Below are 17,076 nucleotides of genomic sequence, written 5' to 3'. Positions count from 1 at the left end.
GAGAACGGCAGATTTCCGGATTTCGAACGCGGAAAAGTCGTCTTTGTCGCGCGCGCAGTCCCGGCTGGCGAAACTATTCCGTTTCCTCGGATGGCTGGGCCGACGCATGCTGGAGCGTAAGGGGCGGCAGTTGTATACCCAGCGCGTTGAGGGTGCCGGCGCAGTGAACTACGGTGAGCGTGAGCGTGGCGTCGCGGTGGAATGATTTCGTATAGCCCAAAACCCGCTGGGCCTGTGCCAACCATGCCAGTACCAAAAGCTCGTCACTGCCGAGCCAGGCGGTGCCCGGCGGATTGACGCGCATGCCCGCGCGGTGCGCCAGATCACGTAGTCGACCAAATTGCTCTTCATAAAGGAAAAGAGCCCGATCGTCGGTCTGATCTCCTCGCAGCATACGGATGACGCGCTGTTCGGTAAACGAGCGGCGCTTCAGCGCCATCACCGTTCGACGCGGCGACCCTTGGGCAATTCTTGCCAACGAGACACTCTCCCAATGGAGTTTTCAGGACATGAAAAATTCGACGGGAACCACCAGTTCGATACTGTCGCCCTTCACCTCCTCCGGCGGCTTGGGCAGCGGCGAAGCGCGCCTGGGCAGGCTGAGGGCCTCGGCATCGAGTGAGCGGACGCCGGACGACCGCTCCAGCCGCACGGAAAGCACCTTGCCATCGCGGTTCATGACGAAGCGGATGTAGGGCACGCCCTGCTGGCGCCGGAACGACGCCTCGCGCGGGTAGCGCTTCACCTTGTTGAGCGCGCCCAGCACCAGACCTTCCCAGGTAGGCTTGGCATCGCTGGCCTTCTGCGCGGGTGGGGCCGGCTTGGTTTCCGGCGCTGTGGTCTTCTCGATCGGCGGGCCGGGATCGATGACAGGTTTGGCCGCAACCAGCGTAACCGGGTTTTCGCTGGGGATCTGGATTTCGGGAACCTCGATCCTGGGGCGATCGGGCGGAACCTGCGCCTTCTCCTTCTGGACCTGTTCAGGGCCGGGCGGCATCTCACGCTGCGGCTCGGGCGGTGCGGCAGGGGCGGCAACGTCGAACACGCTTAGTGCCGGCTTGGGCTTGGCAACGGTATAGACTTGCCAGGAAAGAAACAGACCTGCGGCCAAGACAACTGCGACGCCGCAAACGCCACCCATCCCGAACAGCCGCGTCTGCCAGGTCATCGGCTGGTCCGCGTAGCGCCCCGACGCCTGCCGTCCTGACGCTGCAGACATCCCTTCCATCTCGGCAAGGCCCGTCCGGCGTGCATGATCGTCCGGCGCATCATAGGCCGGATGAGCAAGACGCACGCTGCCGCGATTGACCGTCATGCGCTCATTTCCTCACCCAACGGGCACGGTCGCTTGCTCTGGGCAGGCCGATCTCATCATGTTCGACGATCGCCTGATGGCCAGGCCCTACATCGAACAGGACATAGTAGGGGCCTTTTGGCCGCGCAAAGGTCAGCGTGCCATCCTTGCCCAGTTTGCCGGCCAGCAGCGTCCTGTCGGCATGATCGATCACCTCCAGGCGCTCGCCCTGCGCTGTCTCCCCTTCGGCATAGCCTCCCCGGCAACGGACAGTCGCCGCGTCCAGCAACACGCATTTGAGGATCGGCTCATGTGCCAGCGCAGGCGTGGAGAAGCCGACGACGATGACGGCCAGCACACAGGCGAGTGATCTCCTTAGCGCTGTCATTTCGTGTGCTCCTGCCTGGCGAACCAGGCAACTGTAGCAGGCGAGACGGCGGCCATCGGCCACGATGCCTGATGAACCGTGCCATCCTTGCCCACGACCGTCATCCATAATTCGCTCTTGCCGGTGAGATTGGAGGGCAACTGGATCTGTGCCGAACGCTCCCAGCGTGCGCCCTCGAACGCGATGCCCGAAGCGCGCATGGCGCGCGGGCGATTGACCTTGAGGGTGACGCGCAGGATCTGGTTATCGCAGCTTTCGCAAAAGCGCAGGCGATAGGCCTTCATCGGCACATCCATGTCGACCAGTTCGGGACCATCGCGGTCAGTCTCGGCAAAGGTAAAAGCCCAGGGGCCGACCTGATCATGTATCGCATCCTCGCGTTGCAATGGCTTGGTTTCGACCTGAGCGAATGCAACTGTGAAGGCCCCGGCGGTCGATGCCAGCAGAAGCCAGCCAATCCAGCGCCGGGATTGGCGGGTCGGCGCTTCGTCCACCAGCGCGGTCTTCTTGCGCGGGCTGCGTTCCGCGCTGGACTTGACCGGCGGCTGCCACGGCCATTTAGGCAGAGCGAAGACGAGCGCGACCGCAGCGAGGCAAATCCATCCGGTCCAGATGGCAATACCGACCCCGGCCGTCGCAAGCCCGGTGATACCAAGCGCCAGTGCGCCTGCCAGTAGCGCCCAGCCCCCGATCCGCGCCGCCAGCCGCCATTGCGCTGCGGGCACGGTATGCAGCAGATATTTGGCATGGCGCTCGGTCCCCACGGCCAGCGCCACGAAGCCAAGGAAGCTCAGCGCCAGCATGGCGAGATGTACGCCGCTCACGCCGCGCCTCCCGCATCAAGCATCCATGCCGCCGCGCTCAGCAATGCTGTGCCGCCCAGCACGACGCCCCAGATCCATCGCAGGCGACGGACATGGAAGGCCCAGATGACGAACCCCGCGTAAAGCGCGAAGCTTGCCATGGATGCGCTCAGCACCGCCTGTGCCTTGGGAAGCGGCCAGACGAGCGCGAGCAGCACGGTTGCGGCAGACGTCAGCGCGTAACCGCCGATAAATGCGCCTGCCACCCGCGACGCCACCGCCCAGCGGTAGCCAGCCGGAACGGCCTTGCCCCGGCTCATGCCTGCGCCTCCCGCAGCACGGGTTGCGGCGCTGGAGCCGGTGCTGCCGGGCGCAAACGCCGCTGCACCTTGCGGGCAGTGAAGGCCAAGCCCCCCGCGAGGCCCAGCATGGTGAGGTCGAAGCCGGCGAACACCCAGTCCCCGTCACGCAGCGACGCCGGCAGGCCCCGCCCGGTGGTCAGCGCATTGAGCAGCGGTACGCAGGCGAAGGCCGCGCAGCCTGCCCACAGCAGTTCGATCCACGCCCGGCGCAGCGGACGGCCCAGCGCGTAGAACAGCGTGCCCAGCCACAGCGCGAACAGGCTGTTATATTCCCAGGCCGCACGGTCCATCATGCCGACCGGAAGCAGTCGACTGGCCCAGAAGAAGCCCGCTACCGCCAGCGGCAGGCCGGCAATCGTGGCGACATTCAGGCTCTCGACCAGCCGCAGCCCGAAGTGCTCCTGATGCCCGCGGTCTTCGTTGAGATGGAAGCGCCGCCGCTTGACTGTCCACAGCACCAGTCCCGTGCCGATCATCGCGCAGCCCAGCAGGCCGGACGCGAAGTAGACCCAGCGCCCCCAGATATCGGCGTAGAGGCCTTCATGCAGGTTGAACAGCACGCTCTGCGTCGCACCCGGAACGCCGCTGGGGGACGGCTCATCGGGCAGGCGTCGGCCGGTCTCGGCGTTGAACCGCATGGTTGCGGCATCGGTGCGTCCCAGACCCACAGGAACGTGGGTCAGTTCCACTGTCGGCACCTCGCCCTCCATCCGCTCGACGGTGATCCAGGCGATCTGGTCCATGCCCCAGGCCTTGCCCGCCTGTGCAATCATGGAGGCAAGCGGGGCTACCGGGCGGCTTATGGGTGCATGCTTGTGCTCGCCGCCTTCATAAAGCTCGTCATAATAAGCGCCGCTTGTCTCCGGGTCGGTGCCGTAGATCACGTCCTTGCCCACCGGCATATAGGCGAAGAGGAAGAAGACCAGCCCGCTATAGGTGATCATCAGGAAGAACGGCAGCGCCATCACGCTGACGACATTGTGCGCATCCAGCCAGGAACGCTGGCCCTTGCCGGGGCGAAAGGTGAAGAAGTCCTTGAAGATCTTCTTGTGGGTAATGACACCGCTGACGATCGCTAGCAGCATGAGCATCGTGGCCACGCCGACGATCCGGATCGCCCAGTCGTAAGGCATGTAATGCAGCGCGTAGTGCATCCGGTAGAGGCCCGACCCGCCCGCCGTCTCTCGCGGCTCGGGATCAAGCGGCAGGACCGCGCCGCTGGCCGGGTCAAGGCGTTCGCTGGCGCTGGCGCCGTAGTCATGCGCCCCGCTCGGCATTTCCTCCCAACGAATGGAGAAATTCTGCCAGTCGCGGTTCCCCGGCTGCCGGTAGGGGAAGGTGATCTGCCAACTCGCGGCGATGGGGGCGACGGCGATCAGGCGTGCGACGGCCCGCTCGGCCAGGATCGTGCGATCGACCTCGGCAGGCGCCACCGTGACAACCCGCTCGGGCTGCATCCAGCGGGTGATCTCCTGCTGGAAATAGCCCGCCGTGCCGGTCACGAAGACGAAGAACAGCAGCCAGCCTGCTACCAGCCCCACCCAGGTATGCAGCCAGGCCATCGACTGGCGCAATGTGTCTTTCATGCGATTGCTTTTCAATACTGTTTGCACAACGTCTGTCAGATAGACGTTTGAACGCTGCGGATTTTCACATTTTCTCTCGCAACGTCACATGATCCATTCCCGCGCGAGGCTTGCTTGACCGCGCAAGCGCACCTTTGGGCGGGCGTTCGCAGCCATGTCAGGGGCGAAACCTTCGACTGGAAACGCCGCAGGTTTCGCCCTGTTCATCGGCTCAGTAGGTTCCGCGCAGCGTCACCATGAAATTGCGGGGATTGCCGTAAGTCGCCGCGCTGCTGGTGGAAACGCGGTAAGTCTTGTTTGCCAGATTATCGAGATAGACACCCAGCGTCAGATGCCGGTTGATCTCGTAGTCGGCACTGGCACCGATCACGGCATAGCCCTTGCGTAAGTCCGAGTTGCCGAACACGCGCACTCCGGCACCAAGGCGCAGCCCCTCCAGCGCATCAGGAAGCTGGTACGTGCTCCACACCCGCGCCGAGTGCTTGGGCGCCCAGAGCAGGATCGGGCCGCCTTCATCGTCTTCCTTGTTCTTGGTCACGTTGAACGTATAACCGGCTGAAATCTGCCAGTTTTGCGTCAGAGCACCTTTCAGTTCGGCGTCGAACCCCTTGCTGGTCTGCAGCTTTGCCACGCGCTGCATATAAGTGGTGCCGTAGCCGGGAATGACGACCTGTCCCTGGGTTTCGTCATTCACGTAAACGTTGTTCTTCTCGATGTAGAACACCGAAAACGCGGCCTGCAATGCACCTCCGTTGAGGTCACCCTTGACGCCGCCCTCAAAGTTCCGGCCGGTGGTGGGCTTGTCCGAGAAGCTGATCTGCGTGGCATCCTCGTGCCACTGGCCGATCGGCACGATGTTCTGCATCGGCTCGAAAATCTCGGAGTAGCTGGCATATGTCGTCCAGTCGGGCGAGACGTCATAGGTGACGGCCGCATAAGGCACGAACTTGCCGATCGTCTGGCCCCGAAAGTTCTCGTTGCGGCTGTAGCGGCCGCCGACGGTCACCTTGACCGGATCGGCAATGTGCATGCCCAGCGTGCCCCAGAAGCCGTAACGGCTCGTAACCCAGCCGTCTTCGCCATAGACGCTGCCCCACTCACCATAGCCGCTCCAGGTCGATATTTCGGCCGCAGTCGGCTTGGTGTAACGATAATAAGTCAGGTAATCATCGACCGTCACGCCGGCGATACTGCCAATCGGGTTGGTCGAATTGGCGGCGCTGCGCGACCAGTTCGCACCGACGGCAACGTCGTGCTGCCGGCCGAACAGGGTGAACTTGCCCTTCAAGTTGGCGTCCGCCATCGTCTGGTGGGAATAGCCGTGCGACATCCAGCGCATGAAGAAGCCGCTGGGGACGGCCGCATCGGAATTGATGCCGATGCCATAGTATCCGTAAAGTTCGTCGGAATCGACTTCGTTGCGGGTGACGTTGACGGTCAGGTTCCAGTCGGGACTGAAATCGTGGCTCGCCTTCGCGAAATATTGCAGGGTCTGCGCCTTGTCATAGTCCCATTCCGGCATCCAGGAATCCCGCTTCGACAGGATCGGCAGGTTCTCCGGCGTGCCGAGGCTGCCCGCGCGCCATGCCAATGTACGTTCATATTTCTGCGTGTTCAGATCGTCATAGCTCACGCCCGCCGAGAGCGTTGTGTGCGCGCCTGCGTCCCATTCAATGATGCCATAGCCGAGCTTGTCCTTGGTATAGGCGCCGGTGAAATAGGAATCCGCGTCCTGCCAGCCCGCCACCACGCGGGCGCGCAATGTGCCCGAAGCATTGAGCGGCCCACCCATATCAAGCTCGGCGCGGTAATTGTCCCAGCTTCCCGCATAGGCGGCGAACTTGATCTGTCGCTTGTCCGTGGGCCTCTTGCGCACAAGGTTCACCGTGCCGCTGGCGTCCCCGTTTCCCGAATAGAGCCCATCCGCACCGCGCATCACCTCGACGTGATCATAGGCAAGCAGATTGGGCAGGCCGACGCCGTTGATGATCGATTGCAGGCCGTCATGCATGCGCATCGGGCTGCCGCCGTCGATCGTCAGGTTCTGCATCAGAAAGCCGCGGGAATAGAACACGGGGGTACGGGCATTATATGAGGCCACGTAAATGCCGGTCACCTGATCGAGCGCGCTGGTGACCGTGGTGATGTCCTTGTCCTCGATCTCCTGCGCGGTCAGGACAGTGACGCTGCGGGGTATGTCGCGCAGCCGTTCCGCCGACTTGCCGCCGACTTGGGCATACTGCCCGGCCAGGGACTTCGTGCCCTCGGTCATCGTCAGGGCGAGATCCGCGCCATCGGTGCCGTTGGCGCTCGCGGCTGCATTTGCGCCCTCGACCCTCACCGGCCCAAGCTGGACCGCTCCCTCGGCGGACCGCGGCGCTCTTTCAAGCGTATAGGAGCGCGCACCACTCTGCCGGAAGGTAAGGCCGGTTCCGACCAGCAGGCGGGACAGCGCTTCGGCCGGGCTATAGCTGCCCTGAAGTCCCGAACTGGCGATGCCGTTCGTCAGTTCGGCATCATAGATGATTTCGATATCGGCCGCCTCGCCAAGCCGGTTGAGCGCAACCGCCAGCGGCCCGGCGGGCACGACATAGCTGCGCACCTGCGCATAGGCGCTCGTCGGCATGACGATCCCGGCCCCCAGCGCCGTTGTGGCAAGCAGCGTCGCCGGAATTACCGTATGAAATCCCGCAACAACAGCCTTGCCGGCCTGTACAATCTTCACGTCTTAACCCCCAGAATTCAAGCATCAGATGTCGATGGCAATTCGCTAATGCGAGGCGCCTTCAATAGCCTGACGTCTCAAATCTCGAAGTGAGAACCGCAGAAGCCAAATTTTTTGCAAGGTCAGCGGTGAATGAAGATCACCCTGTCGGTGAGACGGGTGGAGCCCAGTTTCAGGGATGCCTGAAGCGTATCCAGTGCGGCAACGGGATTGTTGGTGCGGAAAATCCCGCTGACGCGCCGATCGCCCAGATCGGTACCAATGATGACGATAAATCCCGGATGATAGCGATTGAGTTCCGCCACCACATCTCGCAGCGGCTGATCCACGAAAACAAGCCGTTTGCGGGTCCAGGCGGAGGCCGCATTTGCATCGATGGCGTGAATGGAACCGATGCCGCTTTTGCCATATGCGACGGATTGTCCTTCCTTCACGATCGCAGTGGAAGCCCCGAAGCCCGGCGCTGCCACGCGAACGCTGTGCTGAGTAACGGTAACCTGCGTCGTGTCGGCATGACGATCGACGATGAACCGGGTGCCCAGCGCCGTGGTCGATCCGCCCTTCGCTTCAACCGAGAAAGGTCGCTGCGGATCGCGCGCCACCGAGAAGGCGGCTTCGCCTTTCAGCACATGCACGATCCGACGATCTGTCTGATAATCGATGGATATGGCACTGTCGGTATTGAGCCGGACCTGCGATCCGTCGGCAAGGGTCAAGGTGCGCTGTTCCCCTGTCGCCGTCATGGCATCGGACTGCAACGCTGTCGGCCAGTCCCTGATCGTGCCCACGACAACGAGAGCGATGCTGGCCGCGATGGCCGGCGCAATCCATTTTCGTTTGCCGCCCGGTCGGCCGACAGGCGGATAGCCCGGCAATGGCGGCTCACTCAGCCTGCGCTGCGCCACTTCCGAGCGAATGGCCGGATGTCCCATGAAACGCCACGCCGCACGGGCCTTCTCAAAGGCGGGCGGGTGACGGGAATCGCTGCCCAGCCACTGCTCAAGAGCCGCAATACCCTCATCGGTCAGGCCTGCATCCTGCTCGACCGCCCAGCGGGCGGCCGCATCCTCGATCGGATCAGGGGCATCGTCGTCAGCGGCCATAGTGCATTCCGATCGCTTTTCCCGCCTCAACCATGGGAATTTCACACTCTCCATAATCAATGACGTTCGAAAGCGGCATCCGGACACTCCGCGAGCCGACAAATCGCCTCATTCGCTTTCCCCTAGTCGGGTCATGCAATGCCGCAAAGCCTGCTGGAGATATCGGACGACCATGCTGCGAGAAATCCCTACCCGCTGAGCAATCTCGTCCAGAGTAAGTTCGTCAAATTTGCGCAGGATGAAGATTTCCCTTGTTCGCGCAGGAAGTTCGTCGATGGCGGCCATCGTCACCGCCAGGCGCTGGCGATCGCAAATTTCCGTATCGGCACCAACTATATGAGCGGGTACTTCTTCGGGCAGCGTATCGGCGGCGTGGAACAGGGCAGAATATCTGCCATCCGCCCTGATGCGATCCTTTGCAAGATTGGCCGCCAGCCTGAAAAGATAAGCCCGCTTGTTTAGGATTGGCGGATCGTCCTCGATACGCTGCACCCTGAACCACAGACTTTGCGTCACGTCTTCCGCTGCCGGCCGATCGCGCAATATGCTTTCGACAAGCCGCAGGAGCGACGTGCGCTCTTGCAGGAGCAGGCGCGTGAGGGCGGCGGCGTTGTTCAGCATCGAATATCCGCCGACCTGTTAGGCGTGTTGATAATTAGTCGCAACAACTCATGTGCTTGCAATGAGCGGCTGTCGCCAGGGTAGTCTGGGGTTCGGCTGAACGAGGGCAAAGCGCGCATCGTCGCCACCCTCCCGCACCGCGCCCAACGGGCTGTCATTGCTTACCTTCGGGGAGAGGTCCATGCTCGGAAAATCATGATAACTCAATGCGTTTGCGCCGGCTGCGGTAGATCGCCGCGCGTTCAGGGCTTGGGGCCCTGGTCCTGACAGCGCCTATGATATGGCGCTGCTTTGCCGGTTTGCTTGATCGCGGAGGCCCGGCGAGAGACAGGCCCGGCTCCCCGCCTGCCTCTCGCCGTGTGGTTGTGCCCGCGCAACGTTGCGCCGAAGCCCGGGATAAAGCTTCGCCTGGTTGTAGCCGACCTGCCACTCAGAACGTGCGTGAAAGCGTCAGTCTCCAGTTGCGGGGATTGCCGGGAGTCACACGATCGATGCCGCCCGTGTCGGGGAAATAACTCTCGTCGAACAGGTTTGCGACTGTCAGTTGCAGGCCCCAGCCGTCACGCCTGTACGAGAGCCCCGCATCGACCAGGGCATAAGCCGGCAACCAGAGCAGCACCGACCCGTCCGGGTTGACCGAATAGATATCGCCGTTGCGCCTGCTGTTGTAGCTGACGCCCAGTGTCGCACCCAGTCCGGCGAGCGGGCCTTCCTGCACCTCGTACTGCGCAAAGGCCCCGATGTTGTGCCGCGGTACGTTGGAGAGTGGCGCGCCCACGGTGAAGAAGTTGTCCTTCGTCACCTTGGCATCGGTAAACGTGTAGGCAAGGTTGAGGCTCAGGCCGCCAATCGGTTGCCATTGCAGCTCAGCCTCAATGCCCCGCGCGCGCTGCTCTCCGGTCACGACCGAGAAGTCGAGGTAGACCGGGTCGGAAGTTGTGACATTCTGCCGGGTCAGCTGATAGATGGCGAGGCTTCCGCTGAGGCGCGTCCCATCGGGCGCGAACTTGACCCCCAGTTCAATGTTCTTGCCGCGCTCCGGCGGAACCGGGCCGCCGATGGGATTGCCGTCCGCATCAAATCCCACGACCTGCTGGCTGTATAGCTGGGGCAGGAACGACTTCGACCAGCTGGCATAGGCATTGACGCCGGTTGCCAGCTTCACGGTGGCGCCGATCCGCGGGCTGAAGGCATCGTCCTTTTGCCCGGCAGCTTCCGCCCAGTCGTAACGACCACCCAGGGTCACGGTGGCGAAATCCCCGAACTTCAGGTGATCCTGCAGGTAGATTCCGGTCTGATGCGCCTTGCTGCCGCCCGGCGCACCCTGGACGAAGCTGGTATCGTAAACCTCATCATAATCGGGATTGGCGATGTTGAGCGGGAAATGCGTGGGATCGTAATCGCCAGCGCTGAAATAGGTGCTGCGGTTCTGACGATAGTCGATGCCGCCCAGCCATTCGTGCGTGATGCTGCCGGTGTGGAATTTCCCCGTGAAACGGCTGTCTACGGCGAAATCCTTGTCCGTGGCATTGTAAGGTCCGTAGAAATAACGGCCGATGGTATTGGTCGGCTCATCGGAATAATTGCCGTCTGCGTCGATGAAACCGGCGGCGAACATCCAGCGGTTCCAGTATTCCTTGCGGCGCGTGTAACGCAGGGTCTGCGAGAAATTCAGCACCTCGCTAAAGCGATGGTCGAAGATATAGCCGGCCTGAATCCGGTCGCGATTGTTGACGACGCGCTGGCTGCCGGCATTGTTGATGGCAAAGTCGTCCGGGATGGAAACGAGGCCTGGCAGCACGGTGCCATAAGCCGGAATGGGCGAGATCGGACTGTCATGGTCGCGCTGGTAGCGACCCAGCACCGTCAGGGTCGTATCCGGCCCCGGCCGCCAGGTGATCGCAGGCGCCACGAAGATGCGGTTGATACCGGCATTGCGCACGAAGCTGTCAGCATCCCGATAAGTTAGGTTGATCCTTCCCAGCAAGGTGCCTGCGGCATTCAGCGGCGCATTGGCATCGACCGTGCTTTCCACCAGATTCCACGAGCCGGTCGAAGCCGTGACTTTGAGAAACGCCTCCTCACGCGGCCGCTTGCTGACAAGATTTATGAGGCCGCCCAGCGGCGCCTGCCCGAACAGCATGGATGAGGGGCCCTTGAGCACCTCGACCTGCTCCACCGCCGAGAGTTCCTGATTGAAACCCACGCCGGCCTCGTTGACCAGACCGTCGAGATAGACACTGCCATAGGCCGCATCGAAGCCGCGGATCGTGTAGGCGTCGTAGAACCCGTAAGTCGTGCTGCGAGAGACGCCCGCGACTGTACGCAGCGCTTCCGAAAGGCGGGTGACACCTCGCGCCTCGATGTCATCGGCGGAAACGACCGATATGGCTTGCGGCGTTTCCAACATCGGGATTGCGGTTTTTCCGGCCACCACTGGTGCTTCCAGATGCGTGCCGGTGACAAGGATCGGGTCCTGATTGCCCGGTTCGGTGTCCTGCGCCTGCGCGTTAGAAGCCATGGCGATGGCAGATGCGGCCAGGCTCAGCTGCGTGAATGTCTTCATGATTCCCCCCACACTTTTGCTGCCCCGTATCATATAATGATAATTAGTTGCAATAATGCCGTAGCCGGTATTATCCTGCCCCGCAGTTCGGCCTCGCCCTTTCCGCAGCGCGGACCGCGCGCTGGGCCGCACACGTCGTTCGAACAATGAGGATATCGGGATGACCGGCTCGACCGACATAACCTCCGTAGAGGCGCTGGAAGCCGTGCTGGGACAAACCCCACCGGCGATGCACCTTAAGGTCATCGATCATCTCGACACCGGCGCTCTCGCGTGGCTCTCTCGCTCACCGCTGGGCTTCGCGGGCTTCGGGAGCGCGGAAGGCCTGCGGGTGACGCTGGCCGGAGGCGCAGCCGGGTTCGCGGAAGGAGACGCCCGAACATTGCGCATTCCCTTGGCCATGCTCGATGATCCCGCTCTGCCCGCGATCGGCGCACCTGTCGGCGCTTTGTTCCTGCTGCCCGGCGTCGGTGAAACGCTGCGCGTCAATGGCCGGGTATCGGGGCTGGAGGACGGCGCGGTGCAGGTCGAGGTTGGCGAATGCTACGGCCATTGCGCAAAGGCGATGATCCGCTCCCGGTTCTGGGACGCGGCCGCTATGGAAACACCTCAAGAAGCGGCACCGTTCACCGATGCGGTCCGTTTCGTAGCCCTGGCATCGATGAGCGCGCAGGGTTGGGCCGACCTCAGCCCCAAGGGAGATCCGGCGGGGGGCATGGTCCAACTGGAGCGCGACGTTCTATGGTTCGCCGATCGCCCCGGCAACCGCCGGATGGACAGCTTCCGCAACATCATCGAACAGCCAAGGGTTGCGCTGGCGTTGCTGGTGCCCGGCTCCACCAGTGTCGCACGGATTCACGGGCGCGCACGGATCACCACCGATCCCGCCATTCGCGAACGCTTTGCGGTGCAGGGCAAAGTCCCGTCTTTGGCGATCGGGGTCGAGATCGCCGGTCTTGAACTGCGCGAAAGCGCTGCCCTCAAGCGTGCGGCACTCTGGCCGGTCACGCCTGAAAAGAGCATCGAGCCGACCAAGCTCTTCATCGCGCATATCAAGCTGAACAGGAACCGTGGCTGGGCCGCCGCGCTGGCCCGTGCCAGCATTGCCGTGCCGGGCATGAGCACGCTGATGCAAAAGGGGCTGGAAAAGGACTACAAGGACAATCTGTATTGATGGCCAGGGCCTTCCCCACGGGAGGCTCCACATTCGCTGCTGCGCCGGCTCGCGCGATAGCCGAGGCACTGCCAGCATCCCAGATGTTGTAGAGGACGAGCGGATCATTTGGCATGTGAAGACCGCGGAACAGGCGGCTCTTTTCGATCTGCGAATTCATGCTGCTGTTTCCCGCCGGCCTGTCCTGAGTTGCCGTTCAATCTCGATCAGGCGCTGCTTGCGCCAAAGACCACCGCCGTAGCCGGTCAAAGAACCGTCCGCGCCGATGACCCTATGGCATGGGATCATGAGCGCGATCTGATTGGCGCCATTGGCACAGGCGACGGCCCTCACGGCCGCTGGACGACCGATCTGCCGCGCAATGTCGGAATAGCTGCGTCTCTCTCCTGCCGGGATCTCGCGCAAAGCTTCCCACACCTGACGCGTGAATGCGCTTCCGCTCAGCGCGAGCGGCGTCAGGAAGCGGTCGGAACGTGCGGCAAAATAATCGGCCAGCTCCGCTTCCGCCTGTTCGGCAGGAGGCAAAGAACCGATTCCGATCCCTTCCTTCGATCCAGTTTGCAGCCTTGCCAGTTCGGCCGGAAGTCCCTTGCGATCCACGAATTCCAGCAAGTGCAGGTGATGGCGGCTGCTAACGGCAATCATGTCACCCAGAGGGGGCGGTATCCATGTCGCCTGCAACAGCCGATCCGTGCGCAGGTCTGCTGGCGCGCAACCGAGCAAGCGCGCAAAGGCCGCACGAAACGCACTGGGGGAATCGAAGCTGGCGTCGTGCTGGGCAGTAATCACCTTGCCACCAGCCGCCAATGTATCGAAGCCCGCTCTCAAGCGTCGCTGGCGTGCTATTTCCAGGAAAGTCATACCGAACTGTCGCTTGAAACTGCGCCGCACGGTCGAAGGGTCATAGCCAAGTCGCTCCACGTGACTTTCGGACCATCGCAGGTCCGGACGCGCGTCCAGTGCCTGAAGGAGAGCGCCGATCGCCGGGTCCGCCAGCGCAGCGGCCTGAAGCGGGTGACATCGCTTGCACGCGCGATATCCCGCGTCGATGCATTCCGCGATCGTAGGGAAGAAAGTACAGTTTTCCGACTTCGGCTTACGCGCCGGGCAGGTCAGCCGGCAGAAAACTCCGGTGGAAGACACGCAGACGAAGGCTTGTCCGTCAAAACGGGTGTCGCGCGAAAGCAGTGCAGAATAGAGAGTTTGGTGGTCAGGCAGGTCGAACAACATGCGATGGGTCTACCCTCTCGCAACGTGCTTCGTCGCCGTTTTTCGGGCGTCTATTTATTGCTCTCGCAATACGTTGAAGGGCAAAGCGACCTGAGCGCTCCAACCAAGTCATTCGCACTGATGAATCCCTCCACCAGAACCTGCCGGTCAGCTTGGTATCCGCCCCAGTTCCTGGGTTGGCGCCTCGACGCCAGAGAAGGACAGGACTGGCGGGGGAAGCCGAGCGCCCTGCACCTCGATGGCGCGCACTGCCGCGTTCAATTCGGCGATCTCCTCCTGAGAGAAGCGCACCTGCGCAGCGGCGCTGTTCTCGGTCATGTGCGCCATCTGGGTGGTGCCTGGGATCGGCACGATCCACGGGCGCTGCGCAAGCAGCCAGGCAAGCGCGATTTGCCCCGGCGCCGCGTTCTTTCGGATCGCCCACCGCTTCAACAGTTCGACCAGAGCGAGGTTATGGGGCAGATTCTCAGGTGAAAACCGTCCTTCGCCGCCCCGTATGTCGCCTTGGGCGAAGCGGGTCTGCGCATCGATCGCGCCATTCAGGAAGCCGACGCCGAGCGGGCTCCAGCATACGAAGCCGATACCGAGTTGTTCACACAGGGGCAGCACCTCGGCCTCGGGGCCGCGCCACAGCATCGAGTATTCGCTCTGAACTGCGGCGAGCGGCAGCGCGGCATGGGCGCGGCGCAGCGTGCCGAGGCCCATTTCACTCAGGCCCCAGTGCAGAACTTTGCCTTCGACCATCAGGTCCTTGATCGCGCCGGCGACATCCTCGATCGGCACAGTCGGGTCGACGCGATGCTGGTATAGCAAGTCGATGCGGTCCGTCCGCAGCCGCTTGAGCGAGCCTTCGACCGCCAGCTTGATATGCTCGGGACGGCTGTTCAGGCCGGGGCGGCGCTCGCCCGTTTCCAGATCGATGTTCCAGCCGAACTTCGATGCAATGACGATGTCGTTGCGAAAGGGCTGTGTTGCTTCGCCCAGGATGCGCTCGTCCTCGTGCGGCCCGTAGGCTTCGGCGGTGTCAAACAGCGTGACGCCGTGGTCATGGGCACTGGCGATGATGCGGTGCATTTCGGCCCGGTCGGGGATAGTCGTCTGGTAGGTCCGGTGCATGTTCTGAACACCGAGACCGACGGCGGAGACCTCAAGCGACCCCAGCTTGCGGCGCGAGCCGACCTGCGCCGCCATGCCCGGCGGCGTCGCTGCTGTGGCACTCGTCGCCCTTCCTGTACCCGCTCCGAGTGCGACGAGGGCGACGCCTGTACCGGCCACGCCAAGCAGGCCGCGGCGGCTGACCTGCCCTGATGCTGTTTCAACTGACATGGTTTTCGCCTTTCGATCAGAGCTTGCGGGTGCCGAGCCATTTCACCATCGCCGGATCGCGATGGTCGAAGAAGCTGCTGGCCTTCTGGTCGAGCGTGGCGATCGCGGCGATGTCCTCGTCGTCCAAGGCAAAGTCGAAGATCGCGAAATTCTCGGCCATGCGCTCCTTGCGGACCGACTTGGGGATCGCGACGATGCCCCGCTGGTGCAGCCAGCGCAGGACAACCTGGGCGATGCTCTTGCCATGCTTGGCCCCGATCGAGGCGAGCAGTTCATTGCTGAAGAGCCCGTTCTTGCCTTCGGCGAAAGGCCCCCAGGCTTCCGCCTGAACCTTGTATTCTTGGAGCAGCACCTGCGCATCGTCCTGCTGGTGGAAGGGATGGATCTCGATCTGGTTGACGGCGGGCGCGATCTCATTGTGCAGCACGAAATCAAGCAGGCGATCGGGATAGAAGTTGCTCACGCCGATGGCCCGGATGCGGCCTTCGCGGTGCAGTTCCTGCATGGCTCGCCACGCGCCATAGACGTCACCATAGGGCTGATGGATCAGCCAGAGATCCAGATAGTCGAGCTGCAGCTTGTTGAGCGAGCGCTCGAAGGCCGCCTTCGCGCCGTCATAGCTGGCGTCCTCGATCCACAGCTTGGTGGTGACGAACAACTCGCGGCGGTCGATGCCGTGGCTACGGATGGCGTACCCGACGGCCTCTTCATTGCCATAGGAGGTGGCCGTATCGAGCAGGCGGTAGCCGACATCAATAGCGTCACGCACGCTGCGCTCGCATTCTGCCGGGTCGGGAACCTGGAAAACGCCAAAGCCCAGGCTGGGCATTTCCACGCCGTTGTTCAGCGTGACGGTGGGAACAGATTGGGACATGGGAGATCCTTCGGTCCAGATCAGCGGTTGACGAGGCTCTGTGCGGACGCCGGATAACGCTCGCCCACCAGTTCGATGGCGGTCAGTGCGTCGCGAATACGGGCCAGATCCGGCTCGGTCAGTTCGACGGCCACCGCGCCGAGGTTTTCTTCAAGCCGGTGCAGCTTGGTTGTGCCGGGGATCGGCACGATCGACGGGCGCTGGGCCAGCAGCCATGCCAAGGCGACTTGCGCCGGGGTGGCGTTCTTCTCAGCCGCAAGGCTTGTGACCAGTTCGACGAGAGCGCGGTTGGCCTCAAGGGCATCAGTCTGGAAGCGCGGAACCGTGCTGCGGAAGTCATCCTTGGCGAACACCGTATCGGCGCTCATCTTGCCCGTGAGGAAGCCCTTGCCCAGCGGTGCGAACGGGACGAAGCCGATCCCCAGTTCATCAAGCACCGGCAGCAATGCATTCTCCGGCTCGCGCCAGAACATCGAATATTCGCTCTGCAGCGCTGCCACCGGCTGCACGGCATGGGCACGGCGGATTGCATCGATGCCAGCTTCGGACATCCCGAAATGCTTGACCTTGCCCTCTGCGATCAGGTCCTTGACGGTGCCTGCCACATCCTCGATCGACACATTGGGATCCACGCGGTGCTGGTAGAACAAGTCGATGCGATCGGTACGCAGGCGCGCCAGCGCTTCGTCGGCAACTTGTCGGATGCGCTCCGGGCGGCTGTCGAGACCCTGCGCCGGGACGCCGTTCACGAAGCCGAACTTGGTGGCGATCACCACCTCGTCGCGGATGGGTTCGAGTGCCTCGCCCACCACTTCTTCATTCAGACCGGGGCCATAGGCTTCGGCCGTGTCGAAGAAGGTCACACCTCGCTCATGGGCATCGCGGATCAGCTTTACCGCTGCGCTGCGCTCCATCGGGGGGCCATAGCCGAAGCTGAGGCCCATGCAGCCAAAACCGATCTCCGAAACCTTGAGGCCATTACGGCCGAGTTCGCGTGTGTTCATGGGACTGTCCTTTGTTCAAG

Annotated in this window: 15 protein-coding genes; 1 reads left to right on the top strand and 14 read right to left on the bottom strand. The window is 62.7% G+C overall.

The genetic code is table 11. The annotated features are described in order from the left end of the window. Window positions 1–73: 73 nt before the first annotated feature. From A8V01_RS24705 to A8V01_RS24660, 10 genes are all read right to left on the bottom strand, one after another. Window positions 74–478, bottom strand: a complete 405-nt coding sequence (locus A8V01_RS24705; RefSeq protein WP_146037381.1) for a hypothetical protein — start codon at window positions 476–478, stop codon at window positions 74–76. Between the two features lie 24 nt (window positions 479–502). Further along, window positions 503–1,315, bottom strand: a complete 813-nt coding sequence (locus A8V01_RS24700; protein WP_103098914.1) for an energy transducer TonB family protein — start codon at window positions 1,313–1,315, stop codon at window positions 503–505. A gap of 4 nt (window positions 1,316–1,319) precedes the next feature. After that, a complete protein-coding gene (locus tag A8V01_RS24695) occupies window positions 1,320–1,682 on the bottom strand; it encodes a hypothetical protein (protein WP_103098913.1) in 363 nt (120 codons plus the stop codon). Then, window positions 1,679–2,506 carry a DUF3325 domain-containing protein gene (locus tag A8V01_RS24690; RefSeq protein ID WP_103098912.1) on the bottom strand — a complete coding sequence of 276 codons (828 nt, stop codon included), beginning with the start codon at window positions 2,504–2,506 and terminating at the stop codon, window positions 1,679–1,681. The genes A8V01_RS24695 and A8V01_RS24690 overlap by 4 nt, the downstream gene beginning before the upstream one ends. Next, the gene (locus A8V01_RS24685) at window positions 2,503–2,805 is read right to left on the bottom strand and encodes an iron transporter (protein ID WP_103098911.1); all 303 of its coding nucleotides are present in this window, start codon (window positions 2,803–2,805) and stop codon (window positions 2,503–2,505) included. Before A8V01_RS24685 ends, A8V01_RS24690 begins: the two co-directional genes overlap by 4 nt. After that, window positions 2,802–4,433 (bottom strand): PepSY-associated TM helix domain-containing protein, encoded by a 1,632-nt coding sequence (locus tag A8V01_RS24680; RefSeq protein WP_103098910.1) that lies wholly within the window; start codon window positions 4,431–4,433, stop codon window positions 2,802–2,804. The genes A8V01_RS24685 and A8V01_RS24680 overlap by 4 nt, the downstream gene beginning before the upstream one ends. 211 nt (window positions 4,434–4,644) lie before the next feature. After that, on the bottom strand, window positions 4,645–7,158 hold the full coding sequence (locus A8V01_RS24675; protein WP_103098909.1) for a TonB-dependent siderophore receptor: 2,514 nt from the start codon (window positions 7,156–7,158) through the stop codon (window positions 4,645–4,647). Window positions 7,159–7,280: 122 nt separating this feature from the next. After that, a complete protein-coding gene (locus A8V01_RS24670) occupies window positions 7,281–8,261 on the bottom strand; it encodes a FecR family protein (protein WP_170066056.1) in 981 nt (326 codons plus the stop codon). Window positions 8,262–8,369: 108 nt separating this feature from the next. After that, window positions 8,370–8,882: an RNA polymerase sigma factor gene (locus tag A8V01_RS24665; protein WP_103098907.1), complete on the bottom strand. Its 513-nt coding sequence runs from the start codon at window positions 8,880–8,882 to the stop codon at window positions 8,370–8,372. 430 nt (window positions 8,883–9,312) lie between these two features. After that, a complete protein-coding gene (locus A8V01_RS24660; protein WP_103098906.1) occupies window positions 9,313–11,448 on the bottom strand; it encodes a TonB-dependent siderophore receptor in 2,136 nt (711 codons plus the stop codon). A gap of 160 nt (window positions 11,449–11,608) precedes the next feature. Here A8V01_RS24660 and A8V01_RS24655 point away from each other — a divergent pair, with 160 nt between their 5' ends. Further along, entirely contained in the window at window positions 11,609–12,622 is a 1,014-nt protein-coding gene (locus A8V01_RS24655; protein WP_103098905.1) for a pyridoxamine 5'-phosphate oxidase family protein, read from the top strand. A gap of 156 nt (window positions 12,623–12,778) precedes the next feature. Here the strand turns inward: A8V01_RS24655 and A8V01_RS29600 are convergent, their stop codons facing one another. The 4 genes from A8V01_RS29600 to A8V01_RS24635 all read right to left on the bottom strand — a co-directional run bounded on the left by A8V01_RS29600 (window position 12,779) and on the right by A8V01_RS24635 (window position 17,056). Next, window positions 12,779–13,852 (bottom strand): bifunctional transcriptional activator/DNA repair enzyme AdaA, encoded by a 1,074-nt coding sequence (locus tag A8V01_RS29600; protein ID WP_103098904.1) that lies wholly within the window; start codon window positions 13,850–13,852, stop codon window positions 12,779–12,781. Window positions 13,853–13,999: 147 nt separating this feature from the next. After that, on the bottom strand, window positions 14,000–15,043 hold the full coding sequence (locus A8V01_RS24645; RefSeq protein ID WP_245892810.1) for an aldo/keto reductase: 1,044 nt from the start codon (window positions 15,041–15,043) through the stop codon (window positions 14,000–14,002). A gap of 151 nt (window positions 15,044–15,194) precedes the next feature. Beyond that, the gene (locus A8V01_RS24640) at window positions 15,195–16,052 is read right to left on the bottom strand and encodes an aldo/keto reductase (RefSeq protein ID WP_103098902.1); all 858 of its coding nucleotides are present in this window, start codon (window positions 16,050–16,052) and stop codon (window positions 15,195–15,197) included. Between the two features lie 20 nt (window positions 16,053–16,072). Further along, on the bottom strand, window positions 16,073–17,056 hold the full coding sequence (locus tag A8V01_RS24635) for an aldo/keto reductase (protein ID WP_103098901.1): 984 nt from the start codon (window positions 17,054–17,056) through the stop codon (window positions 16,073–16,075). Window positions 17,057–17,076 lie beyond the last annotated feature (20 nt).

Origin of the sequence: Novosphingobium guangzhouense, assembly GCF_002896965.1 — a bacterium.
GTDB lineage: Bacteria > Pseudomonadota > Alphaproteobacteria > Sphingomonadales > Sphingomonadaceae > Novosphingobium > Novosphingobium guangzhouense.
This window is presented reverse-complemented; position numbering and strand designations above follow the sequence as displayed.

Bases quoted from the DNA above. Each gene is read 5' to 3' on its own strand.
- A8V01_RS24700 (WP_103098914.1), bottom strand. From the start codon at position 1,315: ATGACGGTCAATCGCGGCAGCGTGCGTCTTGCTCATCCGGCCTATGAT.
- A8V01_RS24695 (WP_103098913.1), bottom strand. From the start codon at position 1,682: ATGACAGCGCTAAGGAGATCACTCGCCTGTGTGCTGGCCGTCATCGTC.
- A8V01_RS24685 (WP_103098911.1), bottom strand. From the start codon at position 2,805: ATGAGCCGGGGCAAGGCCGTTCCGGCTGGCTACCGCTGGGCGGTGGCG.
- A8V01_RS24680 (WP_103098910.1), bottom strand. From the start codon at position 4,433: ATGAAAGACACATTGCGCCAGTCGATGGCCTGGCTGCATACCTGGGTG.
- A8V01_RS24670 (WP_170066056.1), bottom strand. From the start codon at position 8,261: ATGGCCGCTGACGACGATGCCCCTGATCCGATCGAGGATGCGGCCGCC.
- A8V01_RS24665 (WP_103098907.1), bottom strand. From the start codon at position 8,882: ATGCTGAACAACGCCGCCGCCCTCACGCGCCTGCTCCTGCAAGAGCGC.
- A8V01_RS24660 (WP_103098906.1), bottom strand. From the start codon at position 11,448: ATGAAGACATTCACGCAGCTGAGCCTGGCCGCATCTGCCATCGCCATG.
- A8V01_RS24655 (WP_103098905.1), top strand. From the start codon at position 11,609: ATGACCGGCTCGACCGACATAACCTCCGTAGAGGCGCTGGAAGCCGTG.
- A8V01_RS29600 (WP_103098904.1), bottom strand. From the start codon at position 13,852: ATGTTGTTCGACCTGCCTGACCACCAAACTCTCTATTCTGCACTGCTT.
- A8V01_RS24645 (WP_245892810.1), bottom strand. From the start codon at position 15,043: ATGGCGGCGCAGGTCGGCTCGCGCCGCAAGCTGGGGTCGCTTGAGGTC.
- A8V01_RS24640 (WP_103098902.1), bottom strand. From the start codon at position 16,052: ATGTCCCAATCTGTTCCCACCGTCACGCTGAACAACGGCGTGGAAATG.
- A8V01_RS24635 (WP_103098901.1), bottom strand. From the start codon at position 17,056: ATGAACACACGCGAACTCGGCCGTAATGGCCTCAAGGTTTCGGAGATC.